This window comes from Streptomyces sp. NPDC017529 (assembly GCF_044329785.1).
Lineage (GTDB): Bacteria > Actinomycetota > Actinomycetes > Streptomycetales > Streptomycetaceae > Streptomyces.
In genome coordinates this window covers 156869-175833 of sequence record NZ_JBIRJY010000001.1, presented here as the reverse complement: position 1 = coordinate 175833, position 18965 = coordinate 156869, and the positions used below count along the sequence as shown (strand labels likewise).

The window sequence follows — 18965 nt, the reverse complement described above, 5'->3', positions numbered from 1 at the left end:
CGGTCACCACGGCTTCCTCTCGTAGGCGGCCGCCCGCTGCCACAGCACGTCGTGGTCCGTCTCGTCGCTCAGCCGGCCGCTCAGGGTCTGCAGTGCATCGACAATCTTGGGATACAGCTCGGCCGCCGGGTCGCCCAGCGGGTCGGACCACAGCGACGCGTAGGGGTCGGACGCCGGGTGGGTGGTGATCCAGCCCGCGACCAGCAGCCGGGTGACCATCAGCCGGTCGGGCGGGCCCGGCGCCAGGGCGATCCGGTGCCGGAACTCGGCGCCCGCCGTGCGTTCCAGCGCGTCCGCCTCCCAGCGGCGCGGCGCGCGCTGGATCCAGGACAGCTCCTCGCACCACGCCTGCGCCGACCCGTCGCCCGTGCACACTTCGAGGAAGCGCTCGTGCAGGTAGGCCGCGGCGCTTGCGACGTCGCCGCCCGCCAACCGGTGGTAGGCGCCCACGCGTCCCCCGTCCGCCGCGCCGGCCAGGGCCTCGTGCGCCGCGTCCCACGGCGGGGCGGCGCCGGCTTCCTCCGGAGCCACCGCCAGCCGGTCCAGCAGCAGCCTTCGGGTGATGTCCGGCAGCGCGCTGTGCCGGTGCCCGTCGACGGTGATGCGTACGGCATGCCGGTCGTCGTGGGCCAGCCCGCGCAGCAGCCGGGGCGGGGCGTCGGACTGCCGCCACAGGCCGGCGGCGTTCGCGGCCTGCCCGAGGGTGACGGCGGCGGCCGCGCGCGGCATCGCCCCCTCCAGCTCCGGCGGCAGGTCCTGGAGCAGCAGCTCCAGCAGCACGCCCGCGACGGAGTGCGGCCCCTCGGGGGCCATCACCAGGCGCAGCCGCCGCCCGCAGGGCACCTCGGGCGCGAAGTCCTCCAGCGCCTCCAGCACCGCGGTGGTCGCCGCCGGGTGACCGCGCGTCAGCTCGTGGACCGTACGGCCGAGCCACGCCACCGGGTGTGTGAGGCCCGCCGTCGCCGCCTGCGGCATCCGCCGCGCGTACGGGCCGGCCTGCTCCTGCACCTCGGCGCGGTCCAGCGGGCGCAGCTGCGCGACCTCCAGCCGGGCGCCGCCGCCGGGCCGGCTCACCACGCGCGGCACGAACAGTTCCGGCTGGTCGTCCCGCTCCGGCGGTTGCCAGCACGACAGGTAACTGCCCAGCTGGCGGGGCCCCTGTTCCAGCTGCCGCAGCACCTCCGGCGCGCGGCCGGCGCACGCGACGACCACCAGCGGGTCGGGGTGTCCAGGTCCGCGCGCCTCGACCAGCGCCTGGAGGAACGCGTCGCCCAGCTCGCTGTCGGCGTTGTCGAGCACCACCAGGCAGCGCAGCGTGCGGGCGCGGTCGCCGCCGTGCCGGGTGTACGCGCCCTGGAGATCGGCGAGGAAGGCCTGCAACAGCACCGACTCGGCGCGCTCCCGCTGGGCGGCCGTGCCGTGCCGGAAGTGCTGGTTGAGCTCGACGAGGACGTCCGCGGGTACCTGGGGCCGTGCCCCGCCCCGCGGCACCCGGCCCAGCCGCCGGTGCACGCCCCACCACACCCGGGCCCGCTGCCACCCCTGTATCAGCGGCACGACCGCGGCGGACCAGCCGGGCAGCCCCATGGGCACGCCGACCGTCGAGACCAGTTCCCGCAGCACCGCGAGGGAGTGGTCCTCCGCGCGGCCGGTCCGCAGGGCCTCGCGCATCTGGCCCAGGGCGGCGTCCCGGCTCTCCGGGTCGGCCTCGGCGGAGAGCGCCATCAGCAGGACGGCGAAGGACGGCAGGGCCAGCGGCGGGAAGTCGCGCCGCCTGGCGTTGAGCTGGAAGGCGATCCTGGCCAGTACGTCGACGGGGTGGTGGGCTCCGTCGTCGAGCGCCGCGAGGTCGAGGGCGGCCAGCGGCGCCCGGCGGCCCCAGGTCTCCAGGCGGCCCGTCAGCGCGGTCTTGCCGCTGCCGCGCGGCCCCAGCAGGAGCAGGACGGGGTGGCCGGCGTGCTCGCCACCGGTGCGGACGAGCCGCTGCCCGACGTACTCCCGGATCAGCAGGTCACGTCGGGACCTCACCGGCGCCCCCTCGTCGTCACCGTCGTGAGTGACCAGGATGCAGTAATTCCCTTGCGGTGCAAGGAGGTTCGACGGCAGACGTGACCAGTGTGAAGCGCGGGAACGGTGAGGTGAGGCGGGATCGACCGGGTGTGCGAGGCAGGTGTGACGGCAGCGCTCAGTAGCGGCTCCCCGGAATGCCGGCGTCGCGCGGGCCGTACGGGGCGGAGTCCAGCCAGCGGCCGGCGCGCCGGGAGCGGGGCGCGGCCGCGGCGGCCAGGCGCTGGGCGGCGCGGTGCCACGGGTCGGGGGCGGTGAGATGGGCCAGTGCCCGCCCGGCCGCCCGGCGGTTGAGGACGGCGGCCCGGTGGCGGGCCGCCGCGTAACCGGACACGTCGCCGGTGGCCGCCGCTGCCGCGGCCGCCGCGGCGTCGGCGATCCCCGAGTTCAGGCCGCGCGCCCCGAAGGGCGCGAAGAGGTGCCCCGCCTCGCCGGCCAGCAGCACGCGGCCGTGCGCGTCGGTGAGGGTGTCGGCGACGACCTGCTGGAAGCGGTAGTGCGAGGACCAGGTGACGGTGCGGGCGTGCCCGGCCGGCAGCAGGCCGGGGAGCCAGTCGTCCGCCGCCGCGCCGAGCGCGTCCGGATCGTCGTCCGGGCGGCACTGCACGTCCACGCGCAGCCCGCCGCGGAACGGCACCGTGAGCACGTTCCGGCCGTCCACGCGCGGGTCGCGGTAGTGGAAGGCCCGTTCCAGGGGCAGCGGATGCCCGGGGTCGTCCGCGACGTCGAGGACGAGGAACGCGTACGGGGAGCGGGGCCCGCGCAGCCCGACGCCGACGGCCCGGCGCACGGCCGACCGCGCCCCGTCGCAGCCGACGGCGTACGTGGCGCGGTGCACGGCGTCCGGGGTGCGCACCAGCACGCCGTCGGACGACGGGGTCACGCCGGTGACCGGGGTGTTCCAGCGGATGCCGGCTCCCGCGCGGTGGCAGGCGGCCCGCAGCAGCTCCTCCATGACCGGTTGCGGCAGGCTGGAGAAGGGCGCGCGGTCCGCCGGGGGCGGAACGTACGTACGGCGGTGCACCTCGCGGCCGGCGAAGTACGTGCATCTCGTCCCCCAGACCAGCCCGTGGCGTACGAGTTCCGCGCCCAGCGCCGGGTCGGCCGCGGCGAGGGTGGCCAGTGACTGCCGGTGCAGGAAGATCGCCCGGCTGCCGGGCCGCGGCGCGCGCTCCGCAGCCGCTTCCAGGACGGTGACGGGCAGGCCGCGGGCCCGCAGCAGCAGGGCGGTGGCGAGCCCGACCGGCCCGGCGCCGGCGACCAGGACGTTCGTTGGTGTGGTGGACATGGCGGGTCTCCTAGCGGGGCAGCCGGCCGCGGGCGACCTTGCCGCCCGCGGTGGTGGGGAGTTCGGGCAGGAACGTCGTACGGCGGGGGATCTTGTACGGGGCCAGGTGCGCCCGGCAGTGGGCGAGGATCGCGGCCTCGTCGGCGGTCGTGCCGGGGACGGTGGCGATCCAGGCGCGGGGGGACTCGCCGCGCACCGTGTCCGGCATGGCGGTGACGGCGACCGCGGCCACGGACGGGTGATCGGCGATCACCCGCTCCACCTCGGCCGGGTAGACCGTGTAACCGCCGCACAGGATCACGTCCTTGAGGCGGTCCAGGACGGTGACCCCGCCGTCGGCCGACACCCGCCCGACGTCCCCGGTGCGCAGTTCCCCGCGGGGCGTCAGGACCCGTGCGGTCGCCTCCGGGGCGTGCAGGTAGCCGGGGGTGACGAGGGGGCCGCGTACCAGCAGTTCACCGTCCTGGCCGGTACGGACGCCCGTGTCCGCCACGGGCGGGCCGGAGGTGCCGGGGTGGCCGGGGTCGTCGGCGGGGGTGAGGGCGGCCAGGCCGGCCAGTTCGGTCATGCCCCAGCCCTCGGCGAAGACGGCGCCGGACCGCTCCTGCCAGTCGGCGGCGAGCCGTTCCCCGGCGGGCTGGCCGGCGGACAGGGAGCAGCGGACCGTATCCAGCGGCAGGTCCGCGCAGGCCAGCAGCCTGCGGTACATCGTGGGCACGCCGGCCAGTACGGTCGGGCGGTACCGGCGCAGCGCCTCGGCGACGGCCTCCTCGGTGAACCGGGTGAGGACGACGATGGCGGCCCCGGCGGACCGTGCGGCGTTCAGGACGTTGGTGCCGTACGTGTGGGCGAGCGGCAGGGGGCTGAGCACCGTGTCGGCGGGCCCGAGTGCCAGGCGCCGCGCGATGTTCTCGCCGCCGAGCCGGACCGCGCGGCGCGTCTGGAGCGCTCCCTTGGGCCGTCCCGTGGTCCCGGAGGTGTAGGCGACGGTCGCGATGCCGGAGAAGCCGGTGGCGGGGGAGCGGTCCGGGGGGCCGGGTGGCGGAGGCCCTGGCCCCTCCGCGGTGAGGACGAGCGTGGCGGCGCTGTCGCGGGCCGCGTGGCGGATCTCGTCCGGCGCCGAGGCGGCGTTCAGCGGGACGCTCACGGCGCCCAGCTCCGCCAGTGCGAGGTAGTCGACGACCCAGTGGCGGCCGTTCGGGCGGCAGAGCACGGCCCGGTCGCCGGGGCGCAGTCCCGCGGCGGCCAGCCGGGCGGCGCGGGCGGCGGTCGCGGCGCGCAGTTCGCGGTGGGTGAGGGGGCCCTGCTCGTCGATCAGGGCGATGCCGGTGTGGCGCGTGCGGTACATGAGAGGCTCGCTTTCTGTGCGGGCGGGGGTGGTCGTGCGGGGGTGGTCGTGGTGGTGTACGGGCCGGTCAGGGCGCCGGACGCCAGGCGGTCGCGGCGGCGTGCACCGTCCGCAGTACCTCGGCGGGGGTGCGGCCGGTCTCGTCGAGCAGCAGGCCGCCCGGCCGGCTGCCCACCGAGTAGTGGGTGTCGAAGAACGTCTCGACCTCGGCCACCGCCGTGCTCCCGCCGGGCCGGGGCGCGCACACCCACGTCACAGGGGTTCCGGTGGAGGCGACCGCCTCGATCAGGGCGGGCAGTTCGGCCAGGATCCGGTCGGGGGCGAGCCGCACGGCCAGTACGAGCCGGCCCGGCACCCGCGCGGGGTTGAGTGCCGCACACCGGGCGGCGACCTCGCGGGGGTGGCGGCCGGGCCGGGGGCAGAACCCCAGCACGGCGCCGGGCCGCGGTACGCGGTCGCCTTCCGCCGTCCAGTGGACCTGGCCCGCGATGGCGGGCGGGCAGGCGTCGAGGAACGTCATCAGCTGCGGGAAGTCGTCCAGCCAGGCGGGGGAGCGGGCCGCGGCCCGGTACTCCTCGGCGACCCACCGGGCTTCGCGCGGCAGGACGGCCGGCGGAGGGTGCCCGCCGGTGACGACGGTGACGGGCGTGCCGGCCGCGTAGTGGACCAGTCCGGCGGCCACCGTCGTCAGCGCTCCCGTGGCGTGCCGGCCGAGGTGTAGGAGGAACGTTTCTCCGCCCACCGTCGGCGCCGGCGCCGCGTGCGGGTCCGGTACCGCGGAGCCGGCGTGGCCGGCCGTACCGATCTCCTCCGTGAGCGGACGCGGACGGCCCAGCAGGCGCTGCTTCGGCGGCGCGGGGACGACGACCGGCCGCGGCGGGACCGCCTCCGGCACCCGGCCCCCGCCGTCGTGCGTGCCGTCTTCGGGACCGGCCTGTTCCGCGGGGACCAGCCGCGGGTTGAAGAGCTCCCGGATGAAAAGCCAGGGCTGCTCGCCGTCGAGCACCACATAGGACTTGAACACCGCGGGACGCACCCGGCCCTCGTGTTCCCACCCGGCCACGCCCACCTCCACCAGCCGCCGGGTCCGCATGGCGCCGGCGGCCCGCAGGCCGTAACCGATCGGGGTGCGCGGGCTGGTGACGCACGCGGCCAGCGCCGGGTCGTCCGGGACCAGCCCGACGACGGTGTTGAGCGAGACGGGGGTCAGCGCGTCGTCGGCCAGCGCGGAGCGGCGCACCAGGACGCTTTCGTCCCGGCCGAGGCTCAGGCAGCGGCGGGTCAGCGCGTCCTGCTCGGCGGCGGGTGCCGTGCCCTGGTGGAGGACGCGCAGCCGCAGGGGCGTGGACAGCGCGGACTCCAACAGGGTGGTGGTCAGGCCGTCGCTGGCGAGCAGCATGCGGGTCAGCGGGCTGGCGAACCGGGCGACGTCACCGAGGTCGAAGGGGCGTGGCGCGGGCCGGTCGGGGGACCGGTCGCCGGTGGCCGCCCAGCCGTCCGGCATATGGCGGTCGGTACTCGGATACCGCAGGGGGGTGAACACGGTTCAGGACCTCTCCGTGAAGGGGGTGGCGCCGTGGGCGGCGGAATCCGGTTCCGCCGCCTTCCGGCGGGGGCCGGGGCAGGAGGCGCGGCGGCGGGCGCGTGCCGCCCCCGCCAGCTCCCGCAGCAGCTGGGCGGTTTCGCCCCAGCCGATGCACGCGTCGGTGACGCTCTGCCCGAAGACCAGCGGGCGGCCGCCGGGTTCCTGCCGCCCCGGTGCGAGGAAGCTCTCCAGGAGCACGCCGCGCACCGTGGTGTCGCCGTCGGCGACCCGGACCGCGAGGTCTTCGGCCACCGCGTGCTGCCGTTCGTGCTGCTTGCCGCTGTTGCCGTGGCTGGCGTCCACGACGACCCTGGCCGGCAGTCCGGCGCCGGCGAGCAGCCGCGCGGCCCGGCGGACGTGCGCCGCGCCGTAGTTGGGGCCTTCGGCGCCGCCGCGCAGGACGACGTGGCAGTGCGGGTTGCCGCTGGTGCGCAGCAGTGCCACCGGTCCGGCGCCGGAAGCGCCGAGGAAGCTGTGCGGTGCGGCGGCGGCCCGTACCGCGTCGACGGCGACCTGGACCGAACCGTCGGTGCCGTTCTTGACGCCGACGGGCATCGGCAGGCCGCTGGCCAGGTCCCGGTGCACCTGGCTCGCCGCCGTGCGGGCCCCGATGGAGCCCCAGGCGACGGTGTCCGACAGGTAAGCCGTGGTGACCGGGTTGACCCATTCGCAGCCCACCGGGAGGCCGGACTCGGAGATGTCGAGCATCAGGGACCTGGCCTCGGCCAGGCCGCGCCCGACGTCCGCGCCGCCGTCCAGGCCGGGGTCGCCGACCAGGCCGGGCCAGCCGAGGCAGGAGCGCGGCTTCTCCACGTAGACGCGCATCACCACGAGCAGGTCGTCGGCCAGCCCGGCCGCCGCTTCCCGCAGCCGGGACGCGTAGTCGAGGGCGGCCGCCCTGTCGTGTACGGAGCACGGCCCGACGATGGCCAGCAGCCGGTCGTCCCGGCCGTCCAGGACCCGCACGATGTCGTGCCGGGCGGTCATCACGGTGTGGGCCGCGTGGTAGGTGAGGGGCAGCCGCTCGGCCAGTTCGGCCGGGCTCTCCGCGGGCAGGACGCGGGTCTGGCCGCCGGTGGCGCGTATCCGGCGTCCGTCGCGGTGGCGGATGCGCGGGGTGTCGGTCGGTGTGTTCATGGTGGTTCGCTCCTTCGGGGTGGGGCGCGGGCCGGACCGGTGGGCGGGGGAGGGCGTCATCGGTGACCTCCGTGGCCGGTGCCGTGGCCGCCGCCGTGCATGCCGGGGTGCATGTCCATCACCACGCCGGGCATGACCGTGAACGGGCGCATCATCGCCTCGTCCTCGTGTTCGAGGATGTGGCAGTGGTACATGTAGCGGCCGGATCCGCCGTCGAACTGCCCCAGTACGGAGACCAGTTGGCCGGACCCGGCGGGCGCGGGCCGGGTGTCGCCGACCCGTACGGTGTCCTTCCAGCCGAGGTCGGCGCCCGTGACGGGCAGGTCCTCCGTGAAGGTGACGGGGGTGACGGTGCCGTGGCCGCGTACCGTGCCGTCGGCGCGCAGCAGCCGCTGGAAACCGCGGGCGTCGTAGTTCTGCCGACGGGTCTCCTGGAAGCGGATCAGGTGGATGTGGAAGGGGTGCACGGGCCCGCCCAGGTTCAGCACGTTCCACTGCTCCCAGCCGCCTTCGCGGGCCATGAACGTCGTGGTGTCGTTGAACGTCTCGGCGACCCGGCGCAGGGTCAGCAGGGGCCGCCCCGGGCGCTGCACCTGCACGATGCCGTCGCTGGGGACCTGCACCGACGAGGCGTCCTCGACGGTCTCCATCTCCCACATCATCGGCATCCCGGTCGCGGCGGGCGGGGTCAGCACGACCCAGCGGTGCTCGTGGTCGGGGGCGGTGGCGTGGCTCAGCCGTACGTAGGACGGGCTGAGGCGGCCGGGCAGCGTGAACGGGTCGTCCGCCGCCTCGTCCGCGACGCGGAACTGCAGCACCTCGGGCGAGGGCGCGGGGCCCGGCGGGTTGGTGGCGGCGTCGGCCCAGTGGACGCGCAGGCCTTTGAGGACGGAGAAGTCGGCCAGGACGTCGGCGCGTTCGCCGGGCGCCAGGGTCAGGCCCTGCTCCGGCAGCGCCTGCGGCTCGGGCAGCAGGCCGCTGTCCGTGCCGATCTGGTGGAAGGCCCGGTCGACCAGCTCCCGGTCCACCGGCGTGCCGTCCTCGTGGCACAGCCGCAGGGTGAAGAAGCGGGCGTTGGAGCCGTTGACCATCCGGAAGCGGTACCAGCGCGCGGCCACCTCCAGGTGCGGCTGGACGACGCCGTTGACGACGTTGTACGGGCCGAAGAACGGCCGGGGCACGTCCTCGTCGTCCCGCAGGACCTTGTGCATCAGCACACCGGTCGGTCGTCCCTTCCAGTCGGTGTCCACGTTGCGGTCGCACAGTACGAGGGGGATCTCGCGGGTGTCGTCCGGCAGCCCGAGCGCCTTCTCCTCGCCGTCCCGTATCCAGTACATGCCGGCCAGCCCGGTCATCACGTTCAGCGCGGTGATGTTCATGGCGTGGTCGTGGTACCAGAGGGTGCAGGACGCCTGGTCGTTGAGGTACTCGGACAGCTGGGTCTCGCCGGGCGGGACGGCGTTGTCGGTCCAGCCGTCGTTGACTCCGCCGGTCCGCGCGCCGTGCAGGTGCACCACCGTCCAGGGCGGCAGCCCCGGCACCCGGCGGTCGAAGGTGTCGGCCTCCGGGTCGTAGCCGGGGCGCATGATGTTCGCCGGCACCCGCGTCTCGACCTTGACCAGGGGGTACGGGCCGCTCAGCCCGTTGGCCCAGGACACCCGCAGCCGGGTGCCGCGCCGCACCTCGATGGTGGGGCCGGGGACCTGGCCCTCGTACGCCCACATCAGCGATGGGGGGAGTTGCGAGTGCAAGGAGACGCGGACGGGCTGCGTCCGTACGGTCAGCTCGGCGCGGCCGGTCTCCGGGTCGGTCTCGGGCCGCAGGACCGGCGGGATGCGCAACGGGTCCAGGAACGGCTCCAGGGCCGGGGCCGCCGGGGGCTGCGGGGCGGTGACCGCCGGGGCGGCGGCCGGGGGAGCGGGAGCGGATGCGGTCGGGAGAACCGGCTCGGCCGGTGCGGTGGCCGGTTCGGTGACGGTTTCGATGAGCTCGGGCATTTCGGGGGCTCTTTTCCGGGCGGTGCTTGGATTGACTCCTTCACCGTGCGCCTCGGCGAACCCCCGCCACATCGGGGAAAACACCTGCCCCAGTACTGAACCGGTACGGACCCGGCGGCCCCCGCTACTGAGCCCCGGGCGGCCCACCGGCCCCGGCCGGCTCAGGCCCCCGGCCCCCGGCGTCCGCCAGCCGCCCCGCCACCGCCGCCCGCGACGACACCCCCAGCTTCGCGAAGACGTGCGCCACATGCGTCTCGACCGTCCGCGGGCTCAGGAACAGCCGCTCCGCGATCGCCTGGTTGCTGAACCCCTGCCGGACCAGCTCGGCGACCTCCGCCTCGCGCCGCGACAGCCCTCCGTCCGACCGCGCCGCCGGCCGTCTGGTCCGCACGCCCAGCCGCCGCTGTTCCCGCACGGTCCGCGCGTGCAGCCCCAGTGCCCCGCACGAGCCGAACACCTCCGCCGCCCGCGCCAGCTCCGTACGCGCCGCCGGCTTCTGCCCGCAGCGGGCGTGCGCGGTGCCGGCCCGCAGCCACGCCTGCGCGGCGAACAGCCGCTCGCCCGCCGCCTCGAACAGCTCCGCCGCCCGGACGGCGCCGCGCGCCGCCGCGGCCGGGTCGCCCTCCTGCTCCGCGTGGGCACGCGCCAGCGCCCCGTGCCCCGAGTCCGCACCGCCGCCCGGGACCGCTTCGGCCCGGTCCGCCCAGCGCGCCGCCGCCTCCGGCCGCCCGCGCTCGGCCTCCGCGTCGGCCATGGCGTCGCAGCACACCAGCAGGCAGCTGCGCTCCAGCAGCGGGGAGACGAACGCGTCGCACGCGGCCAGCACCTCCGTGCCGCCCGCGTCCACCTCCCCCAGCCCGGCCAGGGCCAGCCCGCGGCCGACGACGCCCAGCCGCGCCCACCACTCCCGGCGGCCGTCCGCGTGCCGGATCGCCTCGTCGGCCAGGGCCAGCGCCGCACCGTTCTCGCCCGTCCAGCGGACCATCAGGGACTTCACGGCGAGCGCCAGGGCCACGCACTCGTCCGAGCCGAGCAGCCGCGCGGCGTCCACCGCGTCCTCGGCCCGGTCCACGGCGTCCGCGAGCCGGCCCGTGCGGCCGTACGTGAACGCCTGCGCGGTCAGGATCCAGGGCGACAGATAGCTCTGGCCGGTGGCGTTGGCGATGGCCAGACTCCGCTCGACCATGCGGGCGGCCTGCGGCAGCCGGCCCATCATCGCGTCGATCCAGCACAGGAAGGACAGCGACTCCAGCCACGGGGCCAGTTCGGCGTCGGTGGCCTCCTCGGTCAGCCGTTCGGCCCGGGCCGCCAGGTCGTACGCGGCTGCCAGCTCGCCGGCGCCGTACGCGCAGCCGAGCCGGAGCGTCACGAGCGGCACCCAGTCGTCGGGCGCGCCACCGGCCGCCCCGGCGCCGCCGCCCGCCCCGGACAGGACGGCGGTCAGCCGGTCCAGCTGTCCGGCCGCGGCGCGGAAGTCGGCGCGGATGAGGCTGTCGCCGATCAGCTGGAGGTGCAGCGGTACCGCGTCCGCCGCGTGCTCCGGCGGCACCCGGCCCAGCTCCGCGCGGAGCAGGGCCCGGCCCTCCTCCTGCCGGTTCAGCAGCCGCTCCAGGATCGCGCAGAACCGGGCGGCGCGGGCCCGCTGCGCCCAGGCGTCCGGCGGGAGCAGCCGCAGCACTTCCAGTGCGGTGTCCCGGCCTTGCACGAGCCGGCCGCCCACTCCCTGGAGGCGGGCGAGTTCCACGAGCAGGGACAGCCGGTCGGCGGCGGGCCCGCCCGCGGTCGCGCCGGGCTTTTCGGGGAGCAGGTCCAGTGCCGTACGCAGCCACTGCGCGGCGGTGGCGGGGGACTGGTACGCGGTCGCGCGGGCGGCCTCGACGAGCACGCCGACGGCCAGCCGGTCGCCGAACCGGGCGGAGCGGGCGATGTGGCGGGCGCGGGTGACGGTGGGCGCGTCGCGCTCGTCCAGGGCGGCGGCCACCCGCGCGTGCGCGGCGACCCGCCAGCCCGCGCCGGAGGACGCGTACGCGAGGTGCCGGACGACCGGGTGGCGGAAGCGGAACCGCCCCGGTGCCGGGGCGCACCGCACCACGTCGCGCACCACCAGCTCGTCGAGGGCCGCCAGCGCTTCGGCCTCGGTCGTCAGGGCGGCCACCGCCACCATGCCGGGCTCGAACTCGTCCCCGAGCGTGGCGGCGGCCTGGGCGGCCAGCCGCGCGCCCTCCGGGAGCGCGGCCAGCTCGGCGGCCAGGGCCTCGCGCACCGCGCCCGGCAGCAGGGTGCCGTCCCCGTCGGCCGGCGCGGCGGCCTCCACGGGGGACGTGAGGGCGGCCGGCGCGGAGCGGGCCAGCGCCTCCAGATAGAGCGGGTTGCCGCCGCTGGCCTCGTACAGGGCGCGGCGGCGCCGGGCGCCGACGGACGGCCCGAGGAACTCCCCGGCCTCCTGGAGGGTGAGCGGCGCCACCTGGATACGGGTCCGCAGGCCCGGCGCGGCGTCGGCGAGGGCCGCGGTGAGCCGGGGGCCCGCCTGCCGGGTGCGGTAGGTGACGGCGAGCAGGAGAGGCCCGCGCGGCGCGTGCCGCGCGAGGTGGGAGAGCAGCTCCACCGAGCCCTCGTCCGCCCAGTGGACGTCGTCCAGGAGGACCGCCAGGCCGCCGGGCTCGGCCAGCGTTTCCAGGAGGAGGCGTACGGCACGGTGCACGCGGTAGCGGTTGAGGCCGGTGCTGGGGGCCGCCGCCGGGTCCGGCACCGGACGGGCCGCCGACAGCGCCGGGAAGACGTCGGCGAGCAGCCGTGCGCTTTCCGGGTCCAGCGCCTCCCGCACCTGCTCCGACCGGCTCTCGACCTCGTCGTCCAGGGCGTCGACGGCGAGGGAGAGGGGCACGTCGTTCTCGTACTCCGTGCCCCGGCCGCGCAGCACGGTCAGCCCGTGCGCGAGCGCGGCGGCGGCCGTCTCGCCGAGCAGCCTGGTCTTGCCGGCGCCCGGGTCCCCGGTCAGTTCCACGAGCCGGAATTCGCCCTTGGCGGCCCGCCCGGCCTCCGTGCCGAGGAGCCGTACGACCTCCGCCCGGCCGACGAGCGCGCGGTTGCCGTGGGGCGGTGCGGAGCTGTCGGGCATCGGGCGGGCCGGTTTCCGTTGAGGGGGCGGGCGGGTGAACGGCGGAGGGCGCTCCAATAGAATATTTTGGTCGATACGGACTATCCGGGCAATTCTTCGAACGGTGGGGACCGAGGAGGCTGGAGCCGATGCAGCGCCGCATCCCCCTGTTCACCAGCGAAGGCGTCCACGACGCCGAGGTCACCGTGCACCCGTTCGCGACCGGCGACGGGCTGGGCCTGACCCTGACCCGCTACCGCCGCGCACCGGCCGGCGGCGCGGCGCCCACGGACGCGGTGCTGCTCGTGCACGGCCTCACCACGTCGAGCGACATGTTCGTCATGCCCGAGCACGACAACCTCACCGGCTACCTGCTCGACCACGGCTTCACCGACGTCTGGGCCCTCGACCACCGCATGAGCAACCGCTTCCCGTACGACCTGGCCTGCCACCGCTTCACCCTCGACGACGTCGCCCTGTACGACTTCCCGGCCGCGTTCGCCGAGGTCCGGGCGCACCTCGGCACGGCACCCCGGCTGCATGTGATCGCGCACTGCCTGGGCGGGGTGACCTTCGCGATGAGCCTGGCCGCCGGCCTCGTCACGGACGTCACCAGCGCGGTGGTCAACAGCTCCGCGCTGGTCCTGCGGCCGCCCCTGTGGTCCCGGTGCAAGCTCCGGGTCGTCCCCGGCCTGACCGAGTACGTGCTCGGCCTGCCCTACCTCAACCCCGCCTGGCCGCAGGACGCCCCGTTCACCCGCGGCCGCATGATCGCCCGCCTGGTCTCGCTGTTCCACCCCGAATGCCGCGCCCCGTCCTGCCACATGGTGAGCGCCATGTGGGGCTCCGGGCGGCCCGCCCTGTACGACCACGCGCGGATGTCGCCGGTGACGCACGACCGCATCCCGGACCTGTTCGGCGCGACCGGCGTGCACTACTACCGGCACATCCGGGCGATGGTACGGGCCGGCCGTGCCGTCAAGTACCGGCCCGGCGACCCGGCGTACCGCGACCTCCCGGACGACTACCTGGAGGCGGCGTCCGGCATCACCACTCCGCTGCTGCTGACCACCGGCGACCGCAACCGCGTCATGGCCGCCTCCAACCCCGCCTGCCAGCGCGAACTGGCGGCCCGCGCCCCCGGCCTGTCCCGGCTGCGCCTCTTTCCCGGGTACGGCCACCAGGACGTCTTCATGGGCAAGGACAGCGCGCGGGACGTCTTTCCCCACCTGGCGGACTTCCTGGCGGAACACGCGGGGTGAGCGGGCCGCCACCGCTGCCCGGCCGCTACCGCCCCGGCCCGTACACGTCCCACAGCTCCCCGGCGAAGAAGCGGCCGAACCGGGACAGGGCGGCGAAGGGCGCGGGGCCCGTCGCGCGCATCGAGGCGAGCTGCCGGACGAAGTCCAGGCGTCCCACGCGCACCACGCCGGAGCACAGCGGCGCCTGTACGGGCTCCTCGCCGGGGCCGAACCGCCCGCGCCGGATCTCCACGGCCAGCGTGGTCGTGTCCGCCCACAGATCGGGCCCCGGATCGTCGCCCACCTCCTTGCGGCCGGTCAGCGTCAGCTCTCGTCCCCGCGGACCGTCCAGATGCAGGTGGTACAGCATGCGCCGGCGCCCCGGCAGCCCGCTCGGCACGAACAGGTTGAACCAGCCCTGCCGCACGGGCAGCCGGCCGCCCAGCGCCTCGCAGTCCACCTCGCCGCGCGCGGCCGCCCGGTGGTCCGGCGCGTCGACGAAGGCGTCGACGTCGTCGACGGTGATGGTCAGGCGCAGGGTCAGCCCCGGCCCGTCGGCCAGCGCCCCGCGCATGACCTCGGCGAACGACAGGGCCGTCGCGGGCGCCGGGGCCGGCCGGTGCGCCCGCCGGGGCGGCCGGTTCTCCAGCAGCCGGGTGCACATCCGGTCCGCCAGCGCCGCGATGGTCAGCGACGGGTTGACGCCGACCGGGCCCGGCAGCGCCGCCGCGTCCGCCACGTACAGGCGCGGGTGCCCGAACACCTCGCCGTACGGGTCGCACACGGCCTCCTCCGGCCGGTCGCCGATGGGCGCGCCGCCCACCGGGTGGACGGTGACGACCCGCCGCCACCACCAGATCGGGTTGTCCAGGTACCCCGCCCCCATCCCGGCGGCGAGCTGCCGCATCGTGGTGCGGACCCCTTCGTAGTACGCCCGGCTGGTGGCCGTGGTCCACCGGATGTCCAGCCGGCCGTCCCGCAGCCCCATCACCCCGTCGGGCACGTCCCGGCCCACCCCCAGCAGCGGCAGCACCCCGGGGAAGCCCCCGCCCGGCCCGAGGAGCGCGGCGATCTCGCCGGACATGTTGCCGTCCGGCGAACCGAGGGCACGGTCCAGCGCGCGGCCGGCGGCGAACGCGGCCAGCCGGCCGGCGCCCCCGGCGAGCCGCACGCCCTCCGCCAGCCAGTTCAGAAAGCCCGGATAGCCGCCGTCCTGGACGATGTGCCCCCGGCCCGTACCGCCGTCCGCCGCGCCCGGCACACCGACCACACCGGTGATCACCGGCCCCTGGTCGGGCCGCGGCACGGGCGCGTCCCGGCGGCCGTACAGGAAGGTCAGCAGGTCGCCGTTGCCGCAGAACCGGGTGCCCAGCGCCGGACCGAGACCCGGCAGCCGCGCCCGGTTGCTCAGCAGCATGTGCACGGTGCCGTACGTGCCGGCCGCCAGCACCAGGCGGTCGCAGTCGATGTGGCGCCGGGGCAGGTCGGCGGTCCGTACCGCGCCGCCGTCGGTGTCGTGCACGACGTACCCGACGCGGTAGCCGCTGCCCAGCGGCTCCACCGTCACGGCCTGGTGCCCGGTCCGCAGATCGGCGCCGTGCTGGCGGGCGGCGGACAGGTAGGTGTGGTCGAGGGTGTTCTTCGCGCCGTTGTTGCAGCCGAAGTCGCAGGCGCCGGTGAGCCCGCAGGTGCTGCGCGGCACGCCGTGCAGATTGCCGTACGGGGCGTCCGCCAGCGGCAGTCCCGGGCCGGGCGGCGCGCCGGGACCGGGCGAGAAGCTGACGGCGAGCGGGGCCGGGGACCACGGCAGCCCGGCCCGCTCGGCCGCGTCCCGCAGCGCCCGGGTCTTCGGGGTCCCGGCGTACGGTTCGGCGTCCACCGGGTACGGGACCGGGCGCAGCACCGCCTCCACCGCGTCGTAGTGCGGATCGAGGTCCGCCCGGGTCAGCGGCCAGGACTCGTGCCCGCCGCCGGGCAGTTCCTCCCGCTGCACGAACCAGTGCGCTTCCTTGCGGAGCAGCACGTTGGCGTAGATCAGCGAACCGCCGCCCAGCCCGCTGGAGACGAGGGAGTCGCAGCCACGGAAGCGCCAGACGTCGAACAGCCCGTACAGCCCCTCGCCCGGATCCCACAGGGCGCGCCCCAGCTCCGCCGGCGTACGGGGGAAGCTCCCCGGCGGGTAGGCCCGGCCGCGTTCCATGACGACGACGGACAGTCCCGCCTCCGCGAGCCTGCAGGCCGCCACGGACCCGCCGAAACCGGAACCGACGACCAGCGCGTCGACCCGTTCGGGCGGCCCCGTCCCGTTCGTCACCGACGCCTTGCCCACGGCCCGTCCTCCCAGCTCGGCAGCGGCCGCCGCGCGGTGCGGCGGCCGGCCTTCCCAGTAGGTCGCGAACGGCGTCTCGCCGCCCGCGGCACCCGGCATCCGGCCCAATCCCGCCGGCTTCACGTTAGGGATCCCGGCAGACGGGAACGCGGATGCTGGTCCCGGAGCCGGGACACCCGTATCCACGGACCGCGGCTCCGCGGGCACGCACTCACCTGCACGACTCTCGAAAAGGAAGGCGGAACCCCATGCCTGCCGCACGCGACATCATGACCCCCGGCGCCGAATGCGTCGGCGCCGAGGAGAGCGTCCTCGACGCGGCCCGCAAGCTCACCGACCTCGGCGTCGGAGCGGTACCGATCTGCGGTACGGACGACCGGCTCAAGGGCGTCCTGACGGACCGCGACATCGTCGTCAAGGTGCTGGGCCAAGGCAAGGACCCCGCGCAGACCAAGGCCGGCGAACTGGCCCAGGGCGAAGCCGTGACCATCGGCGCGGACGACGGCGCCGACGAGATCCTCGCGACCATGACCCAGCACAAGGTCCGGCGCCTGCCGGTGATCGACGGCCACCGCCTCGTCGGCATGGTCGCCCTGGCCGACGTCGCCCGCGCCCTGCCCGACTCGAAGGCGGGCGACCTCCTCGAAGCGCTCTCCACCGACTGAGAGCGCCGCCCGGCATGACGAAGCCGGACGTCGACGTCCTGCGCGAGGCCGGTGCCCGGCAGCGGTGAGGCACCCGGGCGGGCGGCGCGCGGCGCGGCCCGCCCCGGGCGCGCCGGCCGCCCGCCCCACCCGATTGGCGGCGCTTTTGATGGCAATCCGGGCCTAACGGGTAATCAGCCCCCATGTCTCTCGATGCGCCCCTGCCGGTCGAACCGCCGACGGCCGCCTCCCACCTGGTCATCGGCGTCGGCCCGCTGATCGCGGGCATCGTCGTCGTGCTCCTGCTGATCGGGGCCGTGGTGTACGGATACCGGCGCCGCGCGGCGCGCAAGGACCGCCCGCCGCGCGCCCGCACGGGACCCCGGCACGCGAAGAGAGGGGGCCGGACCGGCACCTCGGCACGGGCGGCCGACGGAGTGTCCCGCGAGAACCACGAGGACGAGCCGCCCGGTGTGCGGGACATGGGCGAGTACGGGACCCGCCCCGGCAACGCGGACGAGCCCCCGCCGTGGAAAGAGGGGAAGAGCGGCTCGTTCGGCAACGGCTGAGACCGGCGGCCCGTCGTGCTCCGCCGCCGAAAAGCCCGGGTGCCCGCCCGCACCACGGCACGCGCGCTCACCGGCTTCGACGCGCTCGACCGGCGCCTGCCCGCGGCCGAAGGGGCGAAGGCCCTGCTGCGCAAGGCCTTTCCCGACCACTGGTCCTTCCTGCTCGGCGAACTCGCGCTCTACGCCTTTCTCGTCCTCGTCCTCACCGGCACGTACCTGACCCTCTTCTTCGACCCGGTGACGGCGCAGACCGTCTACCACGGGCGGCACACCCCGCTGTCCGGGCTGCCCATGTCCCAGGCGTACTCCTCCACCCTGCGCATCAGTTTCGACGTACGGGGCGGCCTGCTGGTCCGGCAGATCCACCACTGGGCGGCCCTCGTCTTCATCGCCGCGCTCTGCACCCACCTGCTCCGGATCTTCTTCACCGGCGCGTTCCGCAGGCCCAGGGAAGTCAACTGGGTCATCGGCGTGACCCTGTTCATGCTGGCGATGCTGGAGGGATTCGCCGGATACTCACTGCCCGACGACGGGCTCTCCGGTACGGGCCTGCGCACCGCGAACACGATCGTGCTGTCCGTCCCCCTCGTCGGCACCTATCTGGGTTTCTTCCTGTGGGGCGGCGAATTCCCCGGCACGGATCTCGTCAACCGCCTCTACGGGCTGCACATCCTGCTCGTCCCGGGAATCCTGGTCGCCCTGATCACGGCCCATCTGATCCTCGTCGTCCACCTCAAGCACACACAGTGGAACGCGCGCGGCCGGACCAACCGCAACGTCGTCGGCCGCCCCATGTACCCGCACTTCACCGCGAAGTCCGTGGGCCTTTTCTGCACGGTCTCCGGCGTCCTCGCCCTCCTCGGCGCGCTGGCCCAGATCAACCCCGTGTGGGAGTACGGTCCGTACCGGGCGGACCAGGTCGCCACCGACGCCCAGCCCGACTGGTACGTCGGATTCCTGGAAGGCGCCCTGCGCCTGATGCCGCCGTGGGAAACCGACCTGTGGGGCCACACGCTCATGTGGAGCGTCCTCGTCCCGGCGGTGATCCTGCCCGGCCTGTTCTTCCTCGTCCTGTACCTCTACCCGTTCTGCGAGCAGTGGGTGACCGGCGACCGCGGCGAGCACCACCTGTGCGACCGGCCGCGCAACCGCCCGACGCGTACGGGCCTCGGCGTCGCCGGAATCGTCTTCTACGCGGTGCTCCTCGCCGCCGGCGGCAACGACGTGACCGCCTACGGCTTCCGCGTCTCCGTCAACGCCCTCACCTGGTTCTTCCGCATCGCCCTCGTGGCAGGGCCGGTACTCGCCTTCATGCTCACCAAACGGATCTGCCTCGCGCTGCAGGGCGAGGACCGGGAAGCCCTGACGGAAGGGGAGGAGACAGGCGAGGTCACCCAGGACGTGTGCGGCGGCCTCGGCGAGGGACGGCGCGCCCTCCCCGCCGACCGCCGCCACCGGCTGCTCGTCCGCGACATCCCCGAACCGCTGCCCCGCCCCGCCGGCGCGGCACGCCTGGCCCGGCGGCAGCGGCTGCGCCTGGCCCTGAGCAACTGGTACTACCGGGACCGCGTCGAACTGCCGGTCACCCCCGAACAGCGGGCCCGGATCGACGAACGCACGGCGGGACCGGACCACCGCGACACCCGTGGGTGAGCCGGCCCGC

At 75.6% G+C, this 18965-nt stretch carries 12 protein-coding genes; 4 read left to right on the top strand and 8 right to left on the bottom strand.

Annotated elements, in window-relative coordinates; translation table 11 throughout:
- Nucleotides 1-3 precede the first annotated feature (3 nt).
- The 7 genes from ACH4K4_RS00370 to ACH4K4_RS00340 all read right to left on the bottom strand — a co-directional run bounded on the left by ACH4K4_RS00370 (nt 4) and on the right by ACH4K4_RS00340 (nt 12540).
- Nucleotides 4-2028 (bottom strand): ATP-binding protein, encoded by a 2025-nt coding sequence (locus ACH4K4_RS00370; RefSeq protein WP_398163747.1) that lies wholly within the window; start codon nt 2026-2028, stop codon nt 4-6.
- A 157-nt stretch (nt 2029-2185) separates the two neighbouring features.
- Nucleotides 2186-3355, bottom strand: a complete 1170-nt coding sequence (locus ACH4K4_RS00365; RefSeq protein WP_398163746.1) for an FAD-dependent monooxygenase — start codon at nt 3353-3355, stop codon at nt 2186-2188.
- Nucleotides 3356-3365: 10 nt separating this feature from the next.
- Nucleotides 3366-4703 (bottom strand): class I adenylate-forming enzyme family protein, encoded by a 1338-nt coding sequence (locus ACH4K4_RS00360; RefSeq protein WP_398163745.1) that lies wholly within the window; start codon nt 4701-4703, stop codon nt 3366-3368.
- Between the two features lie 67 nt (nt 4704-4770).
- On the bottom strand, nt 4771-6246 hold the full coding sequence (locus ACH4K4_RS00355) for a 3-deoxy-7-phosphoheptulonate synthase (protein WP_398163744.1): 1476 nt from the start codon (nt 6244-6246) through the stop codon (nt 4771-4773).
- 3 nt (nt 6247-6249) lie between these two features.
- Nucleotides 6250-7425, bottom strand: a complete 1176-nt coding sequence (locus tag ACH4K4_RS00350; protein ID WP_398163743.1) for a 3-deoxy-7-phosphoheptulonate synthase — start codon at nt 7423-7425, stop codon at nt 6250-6252.
- 56 nt (nt 7426-7481) lie between these two features.
- The gene (locus ACH4K4_RS00345) at nt 7482-9422 is read right to left on the bottom strand and encodes a multicopper oxidase family protein (RefSeq protein ID WP_398163742.1); all 1941 of its coding nucleotides are present in this window, start codon (nt 9420-9422) and stop codon (nt 7482-7484) included.
- 124 nt (nt 9423-9546) lie between these two features.
- A complete protein-coding gene (locus ACH4K4_RS00340) occupies nt 9547-12540 on the bottom strand; it encodes a helix-turn-helix transcriptional regulator (protein ID WP_398163741.1) in 2994 nt (997 codons plus the stop codon).
- 128 nt (nt 12541-12668) lie between these two features.
- Between ACH4K4_RS00340 and ACH4K4_RS00335 the strand changes: the two genes are divergently transcribed.
- Entirely contained in the window at nt 12669-13781 is a 1113-nt protein-coding gene (locus ACH4K4_RS00335; RefSeq protein WP_398163740.1) for an alpha/beta hydrolase, read from the top strand.
- Between the two features lie 25 nt (nt 13782-13806).
- Here the strand turns inward: ACH4K4_RS00335 and ACH4K4_RS00330 are convergent, their stop codons facing one another.
- Nucleotides 13807-16188 carry a GMC oxidoreductase gene (locus tag ACH4K4_RS00330; protein WP_398163739.1) on the bottom strand — a complete coding sequence of 794 codons (2382 nt, stop codon included), beginning with the start codon at nt 16186-16188 and terminating at the stop codon, nt 13807-13809.
- A 149-nt stretch (nt 16189-16337) separates the two neighbouring features.
- On the opposite strand from ACH4K4_RS00330, the gene ACH4K4_RS00325 reads away from it, so the two are divergent.
- From ACH4K4_RS00325 to ACH4K4_RS00315, 3 genes are all read left to right on the top strand, one after another.
- Nucleotides 16338-16754 (top strand): CBS domain-containing protein, encoded by a 417-nt coding sequence (locus ACH4K4_RS00325; RefSeq protein ID WP_398163738.1) that lies wholly within the window; start codon nt 16338-16340, stop codon nt 16752-16754.
- A 182-nt stretch (nt 16755-16936) separates the two neighbouring features.
- On the top strand, nt 16937-17302 hold the full coding sequence (locus ACH4K4_RS00320; RefSeq protein WP_398163737.1) for a DUF6479 family protein: 366 nt from the start codon (nt 16937-16939) through the stop codon (nt 17300-17302).
- A 39-nt stretch (nt 17303-17341) separates the two neighbouring features.
- Nucleotides 17342-18955, top strand: coding sequence for a cytochrome bc complex cytochrome b subunit (locus ACH4K4_RS00315; RefSeq protein WP_398163736.1), 1614 nt, complete (start codon nt 17342-17344; stop codon nt 18953-18955).
- Nucleotides 18956-18965: the final 10 nt, after the last annotated feature.

What these genes read in the sequence shown, in the direction of transcription:
- ACH4K4_RS00330 (WP_398163739.1), bottom strand. Translation starts at nt 16,188, where the DNA reads ATGCCGGGTGCCGCGGGCGGCGAGACGCCGTTCGCGACCTACTGGGAA.
- ACH4K4_RS00340 (WP_398163741.1), bottom strand. Translation starts at nt 12,540, where the DNA reads ATGCCCGACAGCTCCGCACCGCCCCACGGCAACCGCGCGCTCGTCGGC.
- ACH4K4_RS00345 (WP_398163742.1), bottom strand. Translation starts at nt 9,422, where the DNA reads ATGCCCGAGCTCATCGAAACCGTCACCGAACCGGCCACCGCACCGGCC.
- ACH4K4_RS00350 (WP_398163743.1), bottom strand. Translation starts at nt 7,425, where the DNA reads ATGAACACACCGACCGACACCCCGCGCATCCGCCACCGCGACGGACGC.
- ACH4K4_RS00320 (WP_398163737.1), top strand. Translation starts at nt 16,937, where the DNA reads ATGTCTCTCGATGCGCCCCTGCCGGTCGAACCGCCGACGGCCGCCTCC.
- ACH4K4_RS00365 (WP_398163746.1), bottom strand. Translation starts at nt 3,355, where the DNA reads ATGTCCACCACACCAACGAACGTCCTGGTCGCCGGCGCCGGGCCGGTC.
- ACH4K4_RS00335 (WP_398163740.1), top strand. Translation starts at nt 12,669, where the DNA reads ATGCAGCGCCGCATCCCCCTGTTCACCAGCGAAGGCGTCCACGACGCC.
- ACH4K4_RS00325 (WP_398163738.1), top strand. Translation starts at nt 16,338, where the DNA reads ATGCCTGCCGCACGCGACATCATGACCCCCGGCGCCGAATGCGTCGGC.
- ACH4K4_RS00360 (WP_398163745.1), bottom strand. Translation starts at nt 4,703, where the DNA reads ATGTACCGCACGCGCCACACCGGCATCGCCCTGATCGACGAGCAGGGC.